Raw genomic sequence first — 16,399 nt, forward strand, 5'->3', positions numbered from 1 at the left:
ACAAAAAAACTTTTTTTAACTTTAATAAGGAGCGACTATATGACTATTCTTGTGGACATTCTTACTTTTTTTTCAAAAAACTACCATGGTAAAGAGGCAGCGAAAAAAGGACGGCTTCCAGGGGCAGAAGGCCGTTAACATTCCAAAATCTGTGCTAAATAACAAATGCAGTACACATCCACTGATCGGAAAACTATACATCACTGATATTGGTTATTACCCGAAAGCACGCTACCATTACAGGGAACGCCTGCATGGCACAGATCAGCATATTCTTATTTATTGTCATGAAGGAGAAGGTAGTATGATCATAGATAAACAGGAATATAAGATATCGCCTGGTGATTTTTATCTTATACCTGCTTTAACTAAGCATACCTATGCAGCCAATGCAGATAATCCCTGGACAATCTTCTGGATTCATTTCAAGGGAGAATCCGCTGATGACTGGGTAAAACAAATACATCAATATTTAAATAGTTACGGCGGATTTATACCAGACAGTGAAAAAACAATCCGCTTATTCAATGAAATATATACGCTGTTGGAACGGGGTTATAGTATGGAGCACCTGATGTATAGCAATATGTATCTCTGGCACTATCTGTCTACTTTTATTTATCAGGAGAAAAACAAATCCCGGATGAATAATACGGAGACTGACACCGTAGATAGTGCTATCGACTATATGCAGAAGAATGTAGATCAGAATCTGACACTGGAGAAGATCGCACAGCACGTCCAGTTTTCACCTTCTCATTTTTCCCTTTTATTTCGGAAAAAAACGGGGTTCTCTCCTATTGAGTATTATAATCACCTGAAAATGCAGCAAGCCTGCCAGTACCTGCTGTTTACAAAACGGAGGATCAAAGAAATTGCGCTGGAAGTAGGCATGTTTGACCAGCATTACTTTTCGCGGATATTTAAAAAGACAATGGGCGTTTCTCCACAGGAGTATAGAAATAAAAGAAGTTCAGAAGTAGGCACAAGCTAAGGCAAGCAGCTGGAAAATAAATTATTTTATTAAATTCGAATATGAACAATGCATCTACAGTTAAACCAGCAGACAAATTATCGGGCCTTGCCACAGGAATGTTAATGATGGCCACCTTTACCGGTATCTGGACAGTTATTGCCTATATGGGGTTAAAGGACAGCCCTTATAAATTCGCACTGATTTTGTTCCTCATATTAAGTTTGATACTTCTACGTTATGCCTTTAAGTTTATAAAAGCGTTAAAACATTCCCGGGATCAGGGTGTAGAAGTGGTTTCAGATGCAGATAAAAAACGCGACAAAAGGTTCACCCTTGTTTTTGTTGGTGAAGGGCTGGGTATTTTAATAGGGATCAACCTTGTTAACAATTTAGGTCACCCCGATCTGGTTATCCCGGTGATAGCACTAGTGATAGGATTACACTTTTTCCCCTTGGGCTGGTTGTTTAAACGTAACCAGGATTATTACGTGGCTGCGTGGTCAACAGCTGTAGCTGTGTGCGGGATACTATTTTCCATCTACAACGTGTTATCTTATTCCTGGGTAATCACATTTATTGGTGTGGGGATGGCTGTAGCAACGGCTGTTTGTGGAGGTTCTATGCTGATCAGAGGACTGAAGATGCGGATCATCGATAAATGATCATCCGCAATTCCGGCATTTCCCGAACCCATCATCTGCATCTGCGCTGTCAGCCGAAGAAGCGGAAGCATCACGCTCCTGATATCATCTTTTGGCTGCCAGGCACTAATGGCCGGCTTCACTGTTTCACATACTGATGTGCCGCACCCAATTTCTTCGTCACCATAATCCTTGCTCTGCTTAACGCCTCCCTGCTCGTAAAAAGATACCTGGCGATATTAGTCAGAGAAATCTTCTGAATGATAGCAGGACGGTGACGCATCAGAAAGCGATACCGCTCTAATGGACTTTTCAGTGATAGTATATACTGATGTTCTTCCTGTTCTTCCATTATATGCTGGTACACCTGAAGGTTTACATGTAATATACTGCTGTGCAGATCATACAATGGCCGGACATTATTGATATTAAACCTCAAAATCACAGAATCCTCCAGTGCGGTAATGTTCAGATAAGAAGGTTTATTATTATTAAAGCTTTGGCAATTGGTAAGAAAATCATCCATAAAACCAAATTTCAGGATCTTCTCGCTTCCGTCATCACCGGTAAAATTATATTTAAAATGGCCGGATAAAATAAAAGCAGCATATCGTGCTACTTTTCCGACCCGCAGAAAATGCTCTCCTTTCTTAATGTGTCTGACAGTTGCAAGTTGATCAAGCAAATGCCACTCGGCGACTGACACCTGAGGATATTTTGTTATAAGCCTTTGATAATAAGACGGTAGTGACATATTGGTATATGTTATCGGTTTATTGGGTGATACCCTCCTGTAAGTAATGTTGCAATGCAAAGTTAAACTCGGCCGGCTTTTCCATCATCGGTGCATGGCCACATTCGTTCAATATTACCAGTTTAGTATCAGGGATCATGCCTGCAAATTCCCGGGCAACGTGCATCGGCGTGATCCTGTCATTTTTTCCCCAAATTAGTAATGTTGGAGCAGATATCTGTGGTAAAAGATCCGCCACGTAATGACGCTGAGCATGTTTTGCAACCCGAAGGACACTCAGGCATTTCTGAGCATCCGTTGTAATACTTAACACTTGTGCAACAAGCGCTTCTGTCGCTATGGCCGGGTCGTGAAATGTATATTCAACTCTTGCCTTAATATAGGCAGCCGTGCTCCTTTTAGGGAAACCACCCATGTTGGTATTTTCGTATAGCCCGGAACTACCGGTTAAAATCAATTTTTTAACATTATAACCGTGACGTGAAGCGTATAAAACAGCCACATGTCCTCCCAGCGAATTACCAACCAGTATAACGTCTTTCAGGTTATTATCCTGTATAAATCCTTCCAGAAATTCCAGTAGAAAAAAAAGTGATTCCTTCTTCGGCGTATCATAAATTGGTAAAGCGGGAACATATACATTGCAGGACGTTCCAAATTGTTCAACAACACTATCCCAATTGCTAAGTTGCCCAAAAAGACCGTGAAGCAAAATCATACTTTGTTTCATCTTATAATTTTTAAGCAAAAGTAGCTGCTCCGATTATTTGCGTCCGTGACTACAATCACAATCACCATGGTATGCTGTTAAATCTATAAAACATCATAAGGCCTTCAGGAATTTTGTATTATCTTTCCTACAATACTATACCATTAAGCACTACCCAGCCTTATATACCATTCAGACTATAATATCTATTGAACATGGATACCCATGTAAACAAATCGGGGGAACAAAATAAGCGGGCAGCCGCAGATAGCGAGGCTCCAATACAAGGTGAAAGTGGCCAGGCTTTCACATTTGACGACAATCGTCCTCAATCTATTGTACAGCGCAAGCTGCAAGAGGTTATTTTGAATAGCCCCAGGGTAAAGCAGTTGAAAGCCTACCGGGAAATGGTAAATAACAGCGTTCCGCCAAAACAGTTCAATAAGATACAAGCTACCCCTGTTACTCAGTTTAGATGGGTAGATCATCCAAATAGCAATCAATCACATTGGGAAGGTCGCCACGAGCCCACCGAACGTGACTTGCGGGAATTGGTAGCGCGGGGCAGAGTACGTGTGGATCATGCATTAAACCCTGGCCTTTCTTTGGGATCATCCTCATCCCGGCCGAATGGTCTTTTTCTAGCTGCCGCTGACGGCCCGGCAGGTGCAGTAGGCGCTCCATTCCCATTACCCCCGCCCGCACCAGGACAGGTAATGCCTCAACGTGAAAGACTCACAAGTGTAGCCTGGCCACATGATGGACAACGGGTAGCCCATGAGGAGGAGCGGAGAGCCGAGAGAACAATTAATGGGGGAACAGCACGTGCCCAGGCAGCGGCTTACGGCTTGCCGGACTACCCCAGGGCCGCCCATGCGCATATTCAGCCAGATCACGCCATTCCTATTGGAGAAGATCGTGAAAATCCGGCGAATCGCCATCCTTCTACTGAAGCTGCCAATCAGCAACATTCAACCCGCGAGTATGCTCAATCCCGGATAGGACGCCAGGAAGGCATCGTCATAGCATCGCGGAGGCTAGAGGGGCCCTTGCCTGGCCGTCCCGGACTTTATGCCGGAATGGAGTTCGGAACAGGTTTCCTGACCGGCGCAGACGTTCGGACGCATAGAGATACTGTTCCCTATTTTACACATGAACCGGGAAGATATGGACAGGAGATTGAACGTTTTGAGGAATTACAAGACTTCGGTTTCCGTGCACTGGCCTCTTCTCTGAGAGACAGTGGAACCCTGTCAAGTGATGATTTCCCGGATGCTATGTATGTACCTCCGGATAGGGCATCCGTTAGGAGGAGACGCCGGAGTCGTAGTCGCAGCAGAAGTAGAAGCAGAGATAGACACAGGCGGCTCAGTCGCAGCAGAAGCAGGAGCCGATCACCTGAACCTGCATCGGGAAACAGATCCAGCCGTCCGGAGAACCGGGCTAGCCATGCTATTCCACAAGTGGGAGCGCCACGGGCATCAGCTGCTGCAGCAGCGGGGGCAACGGTAAGAGTAACAAGTGCTCCACCAGCAGCACCACAGGTAGCAGTAGGAACACAACAAACAGGGGCATCGGCTGCTGCGGCAGCAGGTGCAACATTACGGGCAACAGCATTACCAACAAATGCTCCTTCAGCAGCACCACAGGTAACAGTAGGAGCACAACAGACAGGGGCATCGGCATCGGCAGCAGCGGGGGCAACCCTTTCAGCAACAACTTCAGCTGCATCGCCCGCAGCACAAGCTGCGGCGGCACCTGCAGTCATAGCCCCTCCGGCAGTCCATAATTTGAATGCTGATCAAATGACAGCGCATTATTTAGGTATTATTCAATGGGCGCAGGCCCAGGGGACATTTAGCCGGGAGTTTCTTTTTGTCCGGGATCAACCGGATTTAGCCAGAGCCGTCCTCCAAATCGCAGGTATGGGGGCAGGACATGCCCAGGGTTATGTTGACGCCATGGCTGTACAGATCAGATTGCGCCCCGGGACAGAGCATGGATATGTTCACCCTGATATACAAAACGCTATTTTAAGACAACCAGGCCTGGATAATTATTTATTGGCAGTTATTCGCTATATGACGCGCGGATAAGAAAAAGTAACTAAAACATTAGTATTGGATTGCTGTTATCTATTCATGTGGCTCAACTCTCCTTGTTATTAAATGTGATGTGGGTCACGCAATTGCCACATAATTCCTTTGCAACTTTGCCTTGTCACTAAAACACAAAGCAATGAAAAACAATTCAAAAGTCTGGTATGTAACCGGAGCCTCACAGGGATTGGGACTCACACTTGTTAAAAAGCTGCTCGAAAGCGGTTATCGTGTAGCAGCTACCTCACGTAATGCTCAAAACTTAAAACAGGCAGTAGGTGTTATCGACACAGAACGTTTTCTTCCACTGGTTGTTGATCTGAACAACCCCGATTGTGTCAATGAATCTATCCAGCAAACGATCGCCGCTTTTGGCAACATTGATGTGGTCGTGAATAATGCCGGGTATGGCATGATGGGCGCCGTAGAGGAAATTGCCGAACAGGACATCAGGAAAATCTTTGATGTGAATGTACTGTCAGCTGTCAATGTAGTGAAGGGAGTACTGCCTTTCATGCGCAAACAACAATCGGGTTACATTGTTAACGTTGGTTCAGTGGCAGGATTTGTCGGGGCTCCCGGCTGGTCTGTTTACTCGGCTACTAAGGCTGCAATAGCCGCATTTTCGGAAGTACTGGCACTGGACGTGAAAGAATTCGGCATTAAAGTCACTGTTGCAGAACCTTCAGGTTTCCGTACCGGATTTCTTACTGAAAATTCCCTGGCCAATATTAATACCGGCATTGAGGGCTATGAAGCAGTCAAAGCGGCACGCGAACGCTACCTGGCAGGCAATGGCAAACAACCGGGCGATCCTGATAAAGCATCAGCAATACTAATTGAACTCGCAGAAAGTAAAGAACCTCCCCTGCATCTGTATCTGGGACAGGACGCATACAAACGGGCATCAGAAAAAATTGCCACCATGGCCGCAGAACTGGAAGCATGGAAGAACACTTCCATCTCGGCAGATTTCCAATAATACATCCTCCCCGGAAATTTTCCCTCATTTTTTTATAATCCCAAAAATATATTTACTTTTGAAGTACTTGACTACTCAAGTATATGGCAACAATAAATCATTCTCTTAAATTACTATTGAACCTTGCCAAAATGCAGGCAGTTATGTCGCGCAGATTTGACGGATTAAGCGTGCATGGCATAGGTTTTACAGATTTTGCGATCCTTTACCTGATTCACCAGGCTCCGGGAGGAAGACTCCGCCGGACCGACCTGGCAGAAAAGGCAGGACTCACCGCGTCCGGTATTACCCGGATGTTATTACCGATGGAAAAAACTGGCCTTGTTGCGAGAGAAGCCAGTGAAAGAGATGCGCGCGTAAGTTATGCCGTACTGACACCTGCGGGCCGGCGCATCTTTGAAGAAGCAAAGGAAACCGCCAACGCCATTGCCAAAGAGATTCTTCCCGCTGATATCACCAGGAACCAATCACTTACCGAACTATTTAAACTACTCGGCACGACTATTTAAACCCATGCAATATGTCACAGACACTCTCCCAACACATCCCTGCACCGCTGACAGCCGCAGTTGAAACGGCTTTGCAGCAAACTTTCGGCACCACCAGCGTTATGGATATTTCGCTGCTGACCGGCGGACTTTCTGCCGCTCCTGTATTTAAAATTATTATCAACGATAAACCCTATGTATTAAAGCTGGACAAAACGACCACCTTCTCCCCCAACCACAAACTGGCGGCAGCAGCAGGTATTGCTCCTCCCCTGCACTTCGAGGATACCGCAAATGGCATCTCTATCAGTGGTTTTATCGATAGTAAACCTGTGCGTACTGTTTTTGGACCAGACAGATTGCCGCAGGAACTGGCTGCGACCATCAAAGCCATTCATAGCGTGCCTTCTCATACTGACAGTAATGATCTACGGGCAACCATTGACGGCATAATAGCCGGATTCAGACAGCTTAATATGTTATCAGGACCTGTATTCGATGAGTGCTTCAGCAATTATGACATGATAAGAAGCAAATACCCCTGGAATGATGCAGAGCAGGTATTTAGTCACAATGATCTCAATCCAAGCAATGTCTTATGTGATGGAGAACGGATCTGGATCATCGATTGGGGCACCTCCTATTTAAACGACCGGTATATTGATCTGGCCAATGCTGCCAATTTCTTTGTACATACCGAAGAACAGGAACGCGCATTCCTCAGCACCTACTTTGACGGCCCGGCAGATGATTACAAAGCAGCGCGTTTTTACATCATGCGCCAGGTGGGCAGGATCATTTATTCCATGCTGATGTTCCAGCTTGCAGCGCAGGGGAAACCTAAGGACTACGTACATAACCAGGAGATGGAAGGCATCACGCTGAAAGAACTCTACCCGCAGATGGGAGCCGGTAAAATATCCCTGGCTACCTATGAAGGTCAGTTTATGTATGGGAAAGCCTTGCTGAATGAAGCTGTGCACCAGATGCGTACTCCTCGTTTTGCAGCCGCACTCACTGCCATCGGATAATTTTCCCTGCTTGTTGACAACAAACACCCTGGCCTTCGCCTGCTATAAAAAAGGACTGATCATCTTTGCAGATAATCAGTCCCTTTTATTATGCTATTGCCGGGGTTAAAACAAACTGGCAAAACTATCTTCTGATCTGATCTTTGCGATAGTATCTTCCAGCGCTTTATAAATGTGCATATTCAAAAACGGCCCGTCACTTACTCTTTTTACACCTGCCTTTTGCAAGTCATCAAACGATGGCAAGCCAGGTATACACATTACATTCACCGGCAATTTTGATGCAGCAGTAAGCTGTGTAATATCAGCTATCTTATTGACGCAGGGGAAAAACAATCCATGCACACCTGTTTCCTGGTAGACCTGTATTCGCGCCAGCGCACCTTTCAATGCACCCGGCATATCGAGTAAAAAGCTATCAGACCTCAGGTTGATAAACATTTTAATATTTTCTTTATCGAGCAGTCCCATTATCTGCCGCATTTTTGCTGCAAACTCACCTGCATCTATAATGCGTCTTTCAACACCGTTTACCACAGAATCTTCGATATTGATACCAGACACCCCTACCTCATATAAACGTTTGATATGACTGCTGATCTCTTCTGCAGTACGGCCATATCCTCCTTCGATATCCACACTTACTATTGCATCTGTTGATGCAATGATCCGTTGAACGACGAATAAATAATCATCAAAAGCCATTCCCTCGCCATCAGAAAAACCGAGGGAGGATGCCACAGCAGCACTGGATGTCGCTACTGCCTTAAAGCCCTGCGCTCCAAATACTTTTGCACTCTGTGCGTTCCATACATTTCCGATATGCAATAAGTCATTGCTGTGATGTAGTGCCAGAAATTCGTCAAATCTGTTTTTCATACTTTGTATTATTTTGAATGGATGTGTTGATTTACCAGTGATATTTAATAGCAAAGCTATCACAGCAAAACAAGGGTAAATTGTATAAAACGGAAAAGATTAACTGGCTGCCAATACCTGGTTGATGGGGGAAGCCTGCTTTGCAAAAGTATTGGGAGTTACACCTGTGAAAAGCTTGAATTCTTTAATGAAATGCGCCTGGTCAAAATAACCAGAACTGTATGCAATACTGGTCAGCTTTTCCTCGCTCTGGGAAATAAGGTTAAGGCTATGTTGAAAACGGTTGATCTTATAAAATAATTTGGGCGCTAAACCGGTGTATTGTGAGAACAACATGTTCAGATACCGGGTAGATACATTATGCCGATGGGATAACGAAACGATATTATCTTCACTGTAATTCTTCTTAAGATAATGCACAATGTCGCCCACGAATTTGATCTTGTTATGCCTCTTCTCCGATGCAGCCAGTTTCTGCCATAAATATTCCTCCAGCAATGCGATCCTGGATTCCAGCTTACGCGTCTCCAGCAACTTATCATGCAGCGTTTTTAACGATGGGCCCAGCGCATCGGCAGCATCGACTATTTTATTATTAAATTCAGATACAGGTTCGTTAAAGAAATAGGCGGCAGAATGTGGATAAAATTTAAAGCCCAGCATGATATTCCGGCCAACCGACTGTATAGCTAATGGCTTCGTGATCTGCCCCCAGAGCTCAATAGGCGGGGTAGTGTAAAAGGTATCGTCCGATTTTGATTGCCAGTTTCCTGCTCCCAGATTAAAGATCACTTCCATTGTTCCGCTGGGAAACACAATATCATCGTAGCTGCTATCCGAATCAGATTCGTAATAGTAGAAGCATTTGATATATGGCTGCAACTTTAAGCCGGGAATGATCTCTTTGAATATCATGATTACAAATATAGCCTTATTGCCGAAGGCTGCATTGTAAAAAACGGAACTGTTTTCCAGCTTATAAACTCACCGACTGAATCCCTGCTTTTACCGGTTTTTTCCGCAGCTTTACCTTTAGGAGGTTGCACTGCCCTGTGGTAGGGATTACTTTTGCTTCATGAAACAAATACTGTTTCCCGCTTGATAAACATATTTAATTATATCTTATCAATCAGATACTTATTATGAGACATCCGAATGAAACCATGCAGTTTGACGCAATTCCCCCTGTAATTTGGCGTATTTGCCTCCCTTAATATTAAGTATTTCGCACTAAGTTTGCGTTATAGGAAGCAGTATATGTAAATACAGATCAACAACAATCATCCCGCCGGAAGGCCACCGTATTCAATTTCATAAGTCTCAATTACAATTCTATGCATACAACCAGAAAGTCTGCAATTGGCTTTATTTTTATTACTTTATTGATCGACATCATGGGATGGGGACTGATCATCCCTGTTATGGCTGACTTGATTGCCCAGTTAAAAGGCATTTCAGTGAATGAAGCCAGTCCCTATGGCGCATTGTTGTTATCCGTTTTTGCTATTACGCAATTCGTTTTTGCGCCGGTAGTTGGCAATCTGAGCGACAGATTTGGCCGCCGACCTATCCTGTTGTTTTCCCTGCTGGGCTTCGGCATTGACTACATTATCCTGGCATTAGCGCCTACATACGGATGGTTGTTCATCGGACGTGTCATCGCAGGTATGACCGGCGCCAGCTTCACCACCGCTACTGCCTACATCGCAGATGTCAGCCCTGATGAAACAACAAGAGCCAAGAACTTCGGAATGATCGGCGCTGCCTTCGGTCTGGGCTTTGTACTCGGCCCTGCTCTTGGTGCATTACTGGCCACCTGGGGTATCAGAGCGCCATTTTATGCCGCTGCCGTTCTCTGCCTGCTGAACTGCTTATATGGCCTCTTTATATTGCCGGAATCTCTGAGCAAAGAAAACCGTCGTCCGTTTGAATGGAAACGTGCAAATCCCTTCGGCTCACTGAATTTCCTGACAAAACATCCTGAGATCGGTGGATTGGCCATCAGCTTTTTCCTCATCTACCTGGGCGCACAATCCGTACAGGGTAACTGGAACTTCTTTACCATCTACCGTTTTCACTGGAGTGAAACAATGGTGGGTATTTCCCTTGCTGTAGTAGGTGTGCTGGTAGGAGGCGTTCAGGCTGGACTGACCCGGGTGATCGTTCCAAAGATCGGTAACGAGAAAAGTATTTATGTCGGTCTTTTACTTTATACACTGGGATTAATCCTCTTTGCTTTCGCTACACAGAGCTGGATGATGTTTGCCTTCCTGATCCCTTATTGCCTCGGCGGTATCTGCGGTCCATCACTGCAATCCGTGATCTCCGGCCATGTACCGCGTAATCAGCAGGGAGAACTCCAGGGTGCGCTTACCAGTCTGATGAGTCTGACCACTGTCATCGGTCCGCTAATTATGAACAGCTCCTTCAGTTATTTCACATCTGATAAGGCGCCATTCTATTTCCCCGGTATTCACTTCTTAATTGGTGCAGTATGTATGCTGCTCAGTGTTATCATTACCTACAAGGTAATGACACGTGAAAAGAAAGAAAATCCTGAGCTGGCGAAAGTGATTGCTGGTTCCGGAGAACTGACAGATGCACCAATGCATTGATCTGACCCTTCATAGAAAAATATTCTGCATACAGCAAAAACGTCCCGTCATCTGATGGGACGTTTTTATTATCTCCCAACAAGATCCACCCAAAAGCCCTTTATATCAAAAACATTTTCAACACACAATCAGCCGGTGTACTATATGCCCTGGACGCTTTGTAACATTCCGTTATAATAACCGTTATACCAGCTATACTCATTTTTTATTATTTTCAAGCCATCCCGCCCCCGGCGGACTGCCAACCAAAATCTATATTTCAAGTCATTCCCTCGTAACGATGAAGTATTTAAAGTATTTATTAATCACCGGATTGCTCCTGTCCTCCAGTATGTATGCGGATGCTAACAGCAAGCCCTACTGCGACTCTCTCATTAAAAGAGGCATAGATTCTATGCTGGCAAAAAAATTCGTTCCGGCTATTACCCTGCTCACAGAAGCACAGCACCTCTCTGGCGAAAAGCACTGGCAGAAACAATTGTTCCTGGCTACCAACAATATCGGCCTCACCTACTATTTCATGCTGGACTACGGTGAAGCATTGCGGAATTTCCTCGCCGCATACAATATCGCCATGGAAGAAAAAGATGCGACACTGGAAATGACCGTCCTGAATAATATCGCCATCCTCTATTCCAAAGAGAAAAACTTCGATAAGGCGACAGAATATTTCCTGAAAACCTACAACATCGCCAAAGAAAAAAACGATAAGATCAGGATTGGTATTTACGCCTTAAACCTGGGCATCGTACATAATGAAATGCATGAACTGGAAAAAGCCAGGGAATACCTTCGGGAGGCGACCGCTTATCTGCAGCATGACGCCCGGCGATTACTGAGCGCCCAATATTCCTATGCCCAGAACCAATTCCAGCAGGGTAATACCGCTGAAGCCGACCAACTGGCCACAAAGCTGTTCGCTACCGCCCGCGATTCGGGTTACCGGGATGAACAGATCACCATCAGTACCCTGCTTGCCTCAGTGAAACTGAAGGAGAATAACCTGGACCAGGCAATCTTCTATGCGAATGAAGCCCTGGCCCGTTCTCCCAACCTGGAAGAAAAGATAGAGCTGCACCAGACCCTGTCAGACATTCACTTTAAGAATCACGCTTATGCCCTGGCACTGGCCGACAAAGACTCCATATTACGATTCCGGGATTCTATTAACATAATCAAGAACGGCCAGCAATTTGAGAACAGCAAACTGAAATTTGAGCTGCTGAATTCGAAACATACGCTCTCCCTGAATGAGGCACAGCTCAGTAGCCAGCGCCGGTTACTGTATACTGCCCTGGCCTTCATCGCCACCATTATCGCTTTTTTCATCTGGCTGATGCGTATCAAAACGGTGGAGAACCGCCAGAAAGCAGTGATCGCGGAACGGAGCCATAAGATCATGGCCCTGGAATTTGAGAACGAAAAAAGCCAGAAACTACTGCTGGAGGAACAACTGAAGGAGAAAGAAACTGCCGCCCTCCTGGAACAGGAAAGACTGAAAAATGAGATCGAGATCCGAAACCGCAAGCTTTCTGCCAAAGCCCTGTACCTCTCCGGCAGGAATGAGCTGATAGACGAGATCATCACTACCCTGTCCAAAATGCCTGATTTAAGTAAGGACAGTAGCCGGCATATTTCCCAGCTGAAAAGTTACCTGCGGACAGACGATGAATGGGACGACTTCAGCACCCACTTCCAGGAGGTGAACCAGGGATTCCTGAATGCCCTCCGGCAGAACCATTCCAACCTTACTTCAAACGATGTCCGTTTCCTGTCATACATCTACATGAACCTCAATACAAAGGAAATAGCATCCCTGCTGAACATCACGCCCGAAGGTTGCCGTAAACGGAAAGAACGGATCACCAAAAAGATGCAACTGGCTGATAATACATCACTTTTCGAATATTTGTCGGGGTTATAAGACCAATGTCACACTTTGTCCGGCCCCTGTCCTGTTAATTACATATGTGTTTTGAGAGAAGCGGGTTACTTTCACGGCAGTACCCAATCGACCAAAATACATGAGAAAAATTCTACTCTTCAACCTATTCCTCTTACTGTTTTTTTCATCCAGCGCCCAGCAGTTTTCCTATGAAGCCACGGGCGACCATGGGAAGCTATGGAACCTTGTACAGGATCCTGTAGTTCCCGAAAGACTTTATGCCATCAGCCTGATCAACCATATCATGGTCTCCAATGACAGGGGTAAGAATTGGGAGATCTTCTATTCCTTTGAGAACAGCGCTACCCAACTATCCTCTTTCAAACTACTGCCTGGTAATAAATCATTCGCTTTCACTGCCAGAGCCCCCGATATGTCAATGAATGGCCTGTATGTAGTCGACCTGGAAACCAAAGCCACTATCCGGCACTATATCACGCCGGATCAATATCTCGGTGCATGGGTAGCATCCTATGATATTTATGATGGGGAAGGAAAAACCGCGGTCCTTAATACCGAATACATGGAAGGCTTCTCCCTGGTCATCACAGAAGTCTATTTTACCAAAGATGGCGGAGAAAATATGTCCGGCATCTACTATAGCCGGGAGAACCAGAGCGTCCATGTTAATAACTCCTTTTTTCATCCCGACGATCCTAAAAAGATCTATCTCGCCAGAAGTCTTGGCTCTGAGGGGGTGAACGGAGGACTGCTCATTTCTTCAGATGAAGGTAATACCTGGCGGGAAGAACTGGCCGGCAAGGGTACATTCTCCGCCTTTGCCTTTAATCCTTCAAATCATAAAGAGTTCTTTATCGGCTCCTTCATCAATTTTGGTGCAGGGCCTGAGGCGCTTTTCCATACACTGGACAGTGGGAAGACTTTTGAACAGGTCCCCGTCACCTTTACCGACCAGACATTGAACAATATCGTCCAGATCGTATACGATCCGGGAAATAACAAGAACCTCTGGATGACCGATGAGAATGAAATACTGAAAAGCACTGACGGAGGCGCCCACTGGACCTCCACCACTTTTCAACCGAGATCACCTGTATACTACTACGGTACTTCGCTGGTCATCAACCCAAAGAACAGCAATGACCTGCTCGTCTTTTCTGATGCCTGGCCGCAACATAGCACCGATGGCGGAAAGACGTTCAACCAGCTCAAGCTGCCTTTCTGCGTCGCTTCATCAATGGCGCTGGGAAATGGCAGCAAGCCGCAATTATACTATTCTATACTGGGCGGATATGTCTCCAAAAATCTCAGCACTGGCAAATCAGCCGATTACAATATCCAGCCGTACGACATGGTCAATGTCCAGGAAATGCAGGTCATAGCAGATACTACCGTACCCGGACGTATTTTCCTGTTCCGGGCCAGCGACGGATTCTCTAATCCTGCTGAGCTGTTTTATAGCGATGACCTTGGCGTCACATTGAAACAGTTGCCTGCTGACGAGTTTGCGACAGGCCTGGGATTCATTCAACGGGATCCCAATAACAAAGACCGCTACTGGGTTTCCTATTCCTTTTACTCCTCTTTCTCTACCCTTTTCCGGCTCGATTTCAACGATCCTGCCAATCCGGAAGCGATCGCTGTACCCATTACCTTCGACGGAGTACTGACAGCCGCTTTTGTTCCTCATGGCAACAACGGTCAGACACTATATTTATCCGCCGGCAGTAAAGTATATGCTTCACAGGACGGAGGCGTCACCTGGGGAGAAAAGATCCAGGGGCTGGAACTGACAAACGGTTATGATATGGTGTGGGACCTGAAAGCCAATCCTTTCGACGAAAAAACAATGGCTGTTGCTACTACACAGGGCGTCTTCCAGACCACAGACGGCGGCGATCAGTGGACATTATCACTGCCTGCTACTGACCTGAAACAAGTGACTTATTCAAATGCTGTAAACGGGCACATTTTCGCAGCTTCTCTTTCCAGTAATTATTCAGATACCCGCCTGGCATTCAGCACCAATAAAGGCGCCAAATGGTCAAATGTATCTGCTGATATGCTGGCATACATTTCCTGTAATTCCACCATAGCATTCAAATGTTATGAAAACAGTGCGGATATTTATTTTGCAACACCAGACCTGGGAGTAGTAAAATACCAGCTGCATAACCTGCTGTCTCCTCAGCTGCTGTTCCTCACCTCTTTCACCGGCAGTCTACAGCGCGGTAATGCGTTCCTGGAATGGAGAACAAGAAATGAAGAAGGACTATCGCACTATGAACTGGAAAGAAGTACCAACAATAAAGACTTTTCCCTCATCAATACACAACAGGCAACCAACAGTAACGGTTCTTTCTACTACAAGTATGAAGACCAGGAATTCCCTGCCCTTGCAGCACAATTTGGCAACGTTTATTACAGGTTAAAACTGGTAAGTGAAGACAACAACTTCGCTTATTCGGATACCGTTAAACTGACTGCACGTGATATGTACATTTATCCGGTGCCGGCTACCGACGTTATCAATCTGCATGTACAGGGAGTTACACAGGCTGCCAAATACAGGATCTTACTGGTGGATGTCTCCGGCAGACAGTATTCCATCCAGCAGTACGATGTTCCTACAGGACAGACAACTATCACCATGCCTGTCACACGCCTCGGCAGTGGCATGTATATCATGCTGGTAGAAACCCGTCCGGGAGATATACGTAAGTTCAAGTTTATCAAGCTATAAAGCTTGTCCTATGTAACCCTGTGCCTACGAAGCGCCTCATCCGGGGCGCTTTTTTTTATGTCAGGATCATGCCTTTTTTGAACGCATTGCTTTCACCTGTTTAAGGGTCTTGTCCCTTGCAAATTGCTGGTATTCCTCAGATTCCACGGGGTAAATGGCCATCTTTCCTTCATCGTTAAAGTGGGCGCCCCAGCCATAACGTTTGGTTAATGGTGAAGAACGGAAACAGGCTTGTTCTTTGGAAAAGAACTGCATTTTTTCCTCTCCGGAGTCTTTTGTCTTCAGATGACTTTTTGCCGCGTAAACGTGAAAAAGCACATCGTCGGAAGTAAATTCATAAGGATTCTCGATCAACAACTCAAATTCAATATTAGCAATAGTTTTCTCTCCTCTCATTGGCGGAACTTCAGCTGTTTTTACGGGGCAATCTTCTGCAACCTCAATAAAGGTGTTGTAATAATTGGTCGTTTTCATCTACATACTTTTACAGGTTCAGGTTCATCCTGATATTACATTACCTGAAATATAAAAAATTCCTGGCAACATTAGTTACCAGGAACCGAAACTGTTTAATAA

At 45.4% G+C, this 16,399-nt stretch carries 14 protein-coding genes; 9 read left to right on the forward strand and 5 right to left on the reverse strand.

Annotated features, from left to right (window positions below; translation table 11 throughout):
- Positions 1-85 precede the first annotated feature (85 nt).
- Positions 86-994, forward strand: coding sequence for an AraC family transcriptional regulator (locus CLV42_RS25090; RefSeq protein WP_106604681.1), 909 nt, complete (start codon positions 86-88; stop codon positions 992-994).
- A 41-nt stretch (positions 995-1,035) separates the two neighbouring features.
- Positions 1,036-1,638 carry a DUF7010 family protein gene (locus CLV42_RS25095; protein WP_106604682.1) on the forward strand — a complete coding sequence of 201 codons (603 nt, stop codon included), beginning with the start codon at positions 1,036-1,038 and terminating at the stop codon, positions 1,636-1,638.
- Positions 1,639-1,756: 118 nt separating this feature from the next.
- Here the strand turns inward: CLV42_RS25095 and CLV42_RS25100 are convergent, their stop codons facing one another.
- Complete coding sequence (locus CLV42_RS25100) at positions 1,757-2,323, reverse strand: Crp/Fnr family transcriptional regulator (protein ID WP_245901732.1); 567 nt, start codon at positions 2,321-2,323, stop codon at positions 1,757-1,759.
- Positions 2,324-2,390: 67 nt separating this feature from the next.
- Positions 2,391-3,101: an alpha/beta fold hydrolase gene (locus CLV42_RS25105; protein ID WP_106604684.1), complete on the reverse strand. Its 711-nt coding sequence runs from the start codon at positions 3,099-3,101 to the stop codon at positions 2,391-2,393.
- Positions 3,102-3,295: 194 nt separating this feature from the next.
- On the opposite strand from CLV42_RS25105, the gene CLV42_RS25110 reads away from it, so the two are divergent.
- The 4 genes from CLV42_RS25110 (at position 3,296) to CLV42_RS25125 (ending at position 7,680) form a co-directional block, all read left to right on the forward strand.
- A complete protein-coding gene (locus tag CLV42_RS25110) occupies positions 3,296-5,176 on the forward strand; it encodes a hypothetical protein (protein WP_106604685.1) in 1,881 nt (626 codons plus the stop codon).
- 142 nt (positions 5,177-5,318) lie between these two features.
- The gene (locus CLV42_RS25115; RefSeq protein ID WP_106604686.1) at positions 5,319-6,161 is read left to right on the forward strand and encodes an SDR family NAD(P)-dependent oxidoreductase; all 843 of its coding nucleotides are present in this window, start codon (positions 5,319-5,321) and stop codon (positions 6,159-6,161) included.
- Between the two features lie 143 nt (positions 6,162-6,304).
- A complete protein-coding gene (locus CLV42_RS25120; RefSeq protein ID WP_245901733.1) occupies positions 6,305-6,670 on the forward strand; it encodes a MarR family transcriptional regulator in 366 nt (121 codons plus the stop codon).
- An 11-nt stretch (positions 6,671-6,681) separates the two neighbouring features.
- On the forward strand, positions 6,682-7,680 hold the full coding sequence (locus CLV42_RS25125; RefSeq protein WP_106604688.1) for a phosphotransferase: 999 nt from the start codon (positions 6,682-6,684) through the stop codon (positions 7,678-7,680).
- A gap of 105 nt (positions 7,681-7,785) precedes the next feature.
- On the opposite strand, the gene CLV42_RS25130 is transcribed toward CLV42_RS25125, so the two are convergent.
- Positions 7,786-8,559: an isocitrate lyase/PEP mutase family protein gene (locus CLV42_RS25130; protein WP_106604689.1), complete on the reverse strand. Its 774-nt coding sequence runs from the start codon at positions 8,557-8,559 to the stop codon at positions 7,786-7,788.
- Between the two features lie 99 nt (positions 8,560-8,658).
- Complete coding sequence (locus tag CLV42_RS25135; RefSeq protein ID WP_106604690.1) at positions 8,659-9,474, reverse strand: helix-turn-helix domain-containing protein; 816 nt, start codon at positions 9,472-9,474, stop codon at positions 8,659-8,661.
- 419 nt (positions 9,475-9,893) lie between these two features.
- On the opposite strand from CLV42_RS25135, the gene CLV42_RS25140 reads away from it, so the two are divergent.
- The 3 genes from CLV42_RS25140 (at position 9,894) to CLV42_RS25150 (ending at position 15,823) form a co-directional block, all read left to right on the forward strand.
- A complete protein-coding gene (locus CLV42_RS25140; protein WP_106604691.1) occupies positions 9,894-11,174 on the forward strand; it encodes a TCR/Tet family MFS transporter in 1,281 nt (426 codons plus the stop codon).
- A gap of 280 nt (positions 11,175-11,454) precedes the next feature.
- On the forward strand, positions 11,455-13,098 hold the full coding sequence (locus tag CLV42_RS25145; RefSeq protein WP_106604692.1) for a tetratricopeptide repeat protein: 1,644 nt from the start codon (positions 11,455-11,457) through the stop codon (positions 13,096-13,098).
- A 100-nt stretch (positions 13,099-13,198) separates the two neighbouring features.
- On the forward strand, positions 13,199-15,823 hold the full coding sequence (locus CLV42_RS25150) for a T9SS type A sorting domain-containing protein (RefSeq protein ID WP_106604693.1): 2,625 nt from the start codon (positions 13,199-13,201) through the stop codon (positions 15,821-15,823).
- Between the two features lie 66 nt (positions 15,824-15,889).
- Here the strand turns inward: CLV42_RS25150 and CLV42_RS25155 are convergent, their stop codons facing one another.
- Positions 15,890-16,297, reverse strand: coding sequence for a DUF6157 family protein (locus tag CLV42_RS25155; RefSeq protein WP_106604694.1), 408 nt, complete (start codon positions 16,295-16,297; stop codon positions 15,890-15,892).
- Between the last annotated feature and the right edge of the window lie 102 nt (positions 16,298-16,399).

It is taken from the genome of Chitinophaga ginsengisoli, assembly GCF_003014595.1.
Lineage (GTDB): Bacteria > Bacteroidota > Bacteroidia > Chitinophagales > Chitinophagaceae > Chitinophaga > Chitinophaga ginsengisoli.

Bases quoted from the DNA above. Each gene is read 5' to 3' on its own strand.
- CLV42_RS25090 (WP_106604681.1), top strand. From the start codon at position 86: ATGGTAAAGAGGCAGCGAAAAAAGGACGGCTTCCAGGGGCAGAAGGCC.
- CLV42_RS25095 (WP_106604682.1), top strand. From the start codon at position 1,036: ATGAACAATGCATCTACAGTTAAACCAGCAGACAAATTATCGGGCCTT.
- CLV42_RS25105 (WP_106604684.1), bottom strand. From the start codon at position 3,101: ATGAAACAAAGTATGATTTTGCTTCACGGTCTTTTTGGGCAACTTAGC.
- CLV42_RS25110 (WP_106604685.1), top strand. From the start codon at position 3,296: ATGGATACCCATGTAAACAAATCGGGGGAACAAAATAAGCGGGCAGCC.
- CLV42_RS25115 (WP_106604686.1), top strand. From the start codon at position 5,319: ATGAAAAACAATTCAAAAGTCTGGTATGTAACCGGAGCCTCACAGGGA.
- CLV42_RS25120 (WP_245901733.1), top strand. From the start codon at position 6,305: ATGTCGCGCAGATTTGACGGATTAAGCGTGCATGGCATAGGTTTTACA.
- CLV42_RS25125 (WP_106604688.1), top strand. From the start codon at position 6,682: ATGTCACAGACACTCTCCCAACACATCCCTGCACCGCTGACAGCCGCA.
- CLV42_RS25130 (WP_106604689.1), bottom strand. From the start codon at position 8,559: ATGAAAAACAGATTTGACGAATTTCTGGCACTACATCACAGCAATGAC.
- CLV42_RS25135 (WP_106604690.1), bottom strand. From the start codon at position 9,474: ATGATATTCAAAGAGATCATTCCCGGCTTAAAGTTGCAGCCATATATC.
- CLV42_RS25140 (WP_106604691.1), top strand. From the start codon at position 9,894: ATGCATACAACCAGAAAGTCTGCAATTGGCTTTATTTTTATTACTTTA.
- CLV42_RS25145 (WP_106604692.1), top strand. From the start codon at position 11,455: ATGAAGTATTTAAAGTATTTATTAATCACCGGATTGCTCCTGTCCTCC.
- CLV42_RS25150 (WP_106604693.1), top strand. From the start codon at position 13,199: ATGAGAAAAATTCTACTCTTCAACCTATTCCTCTTACTGTTTTTTTCA.
- CLV42_RS25155 (WP_106604694.1), bottom strand. From the start codon at position 16,297: ATGAAAACGACCAATTATTACAACACCTTTATTGAGGTTGCAGAAGAT.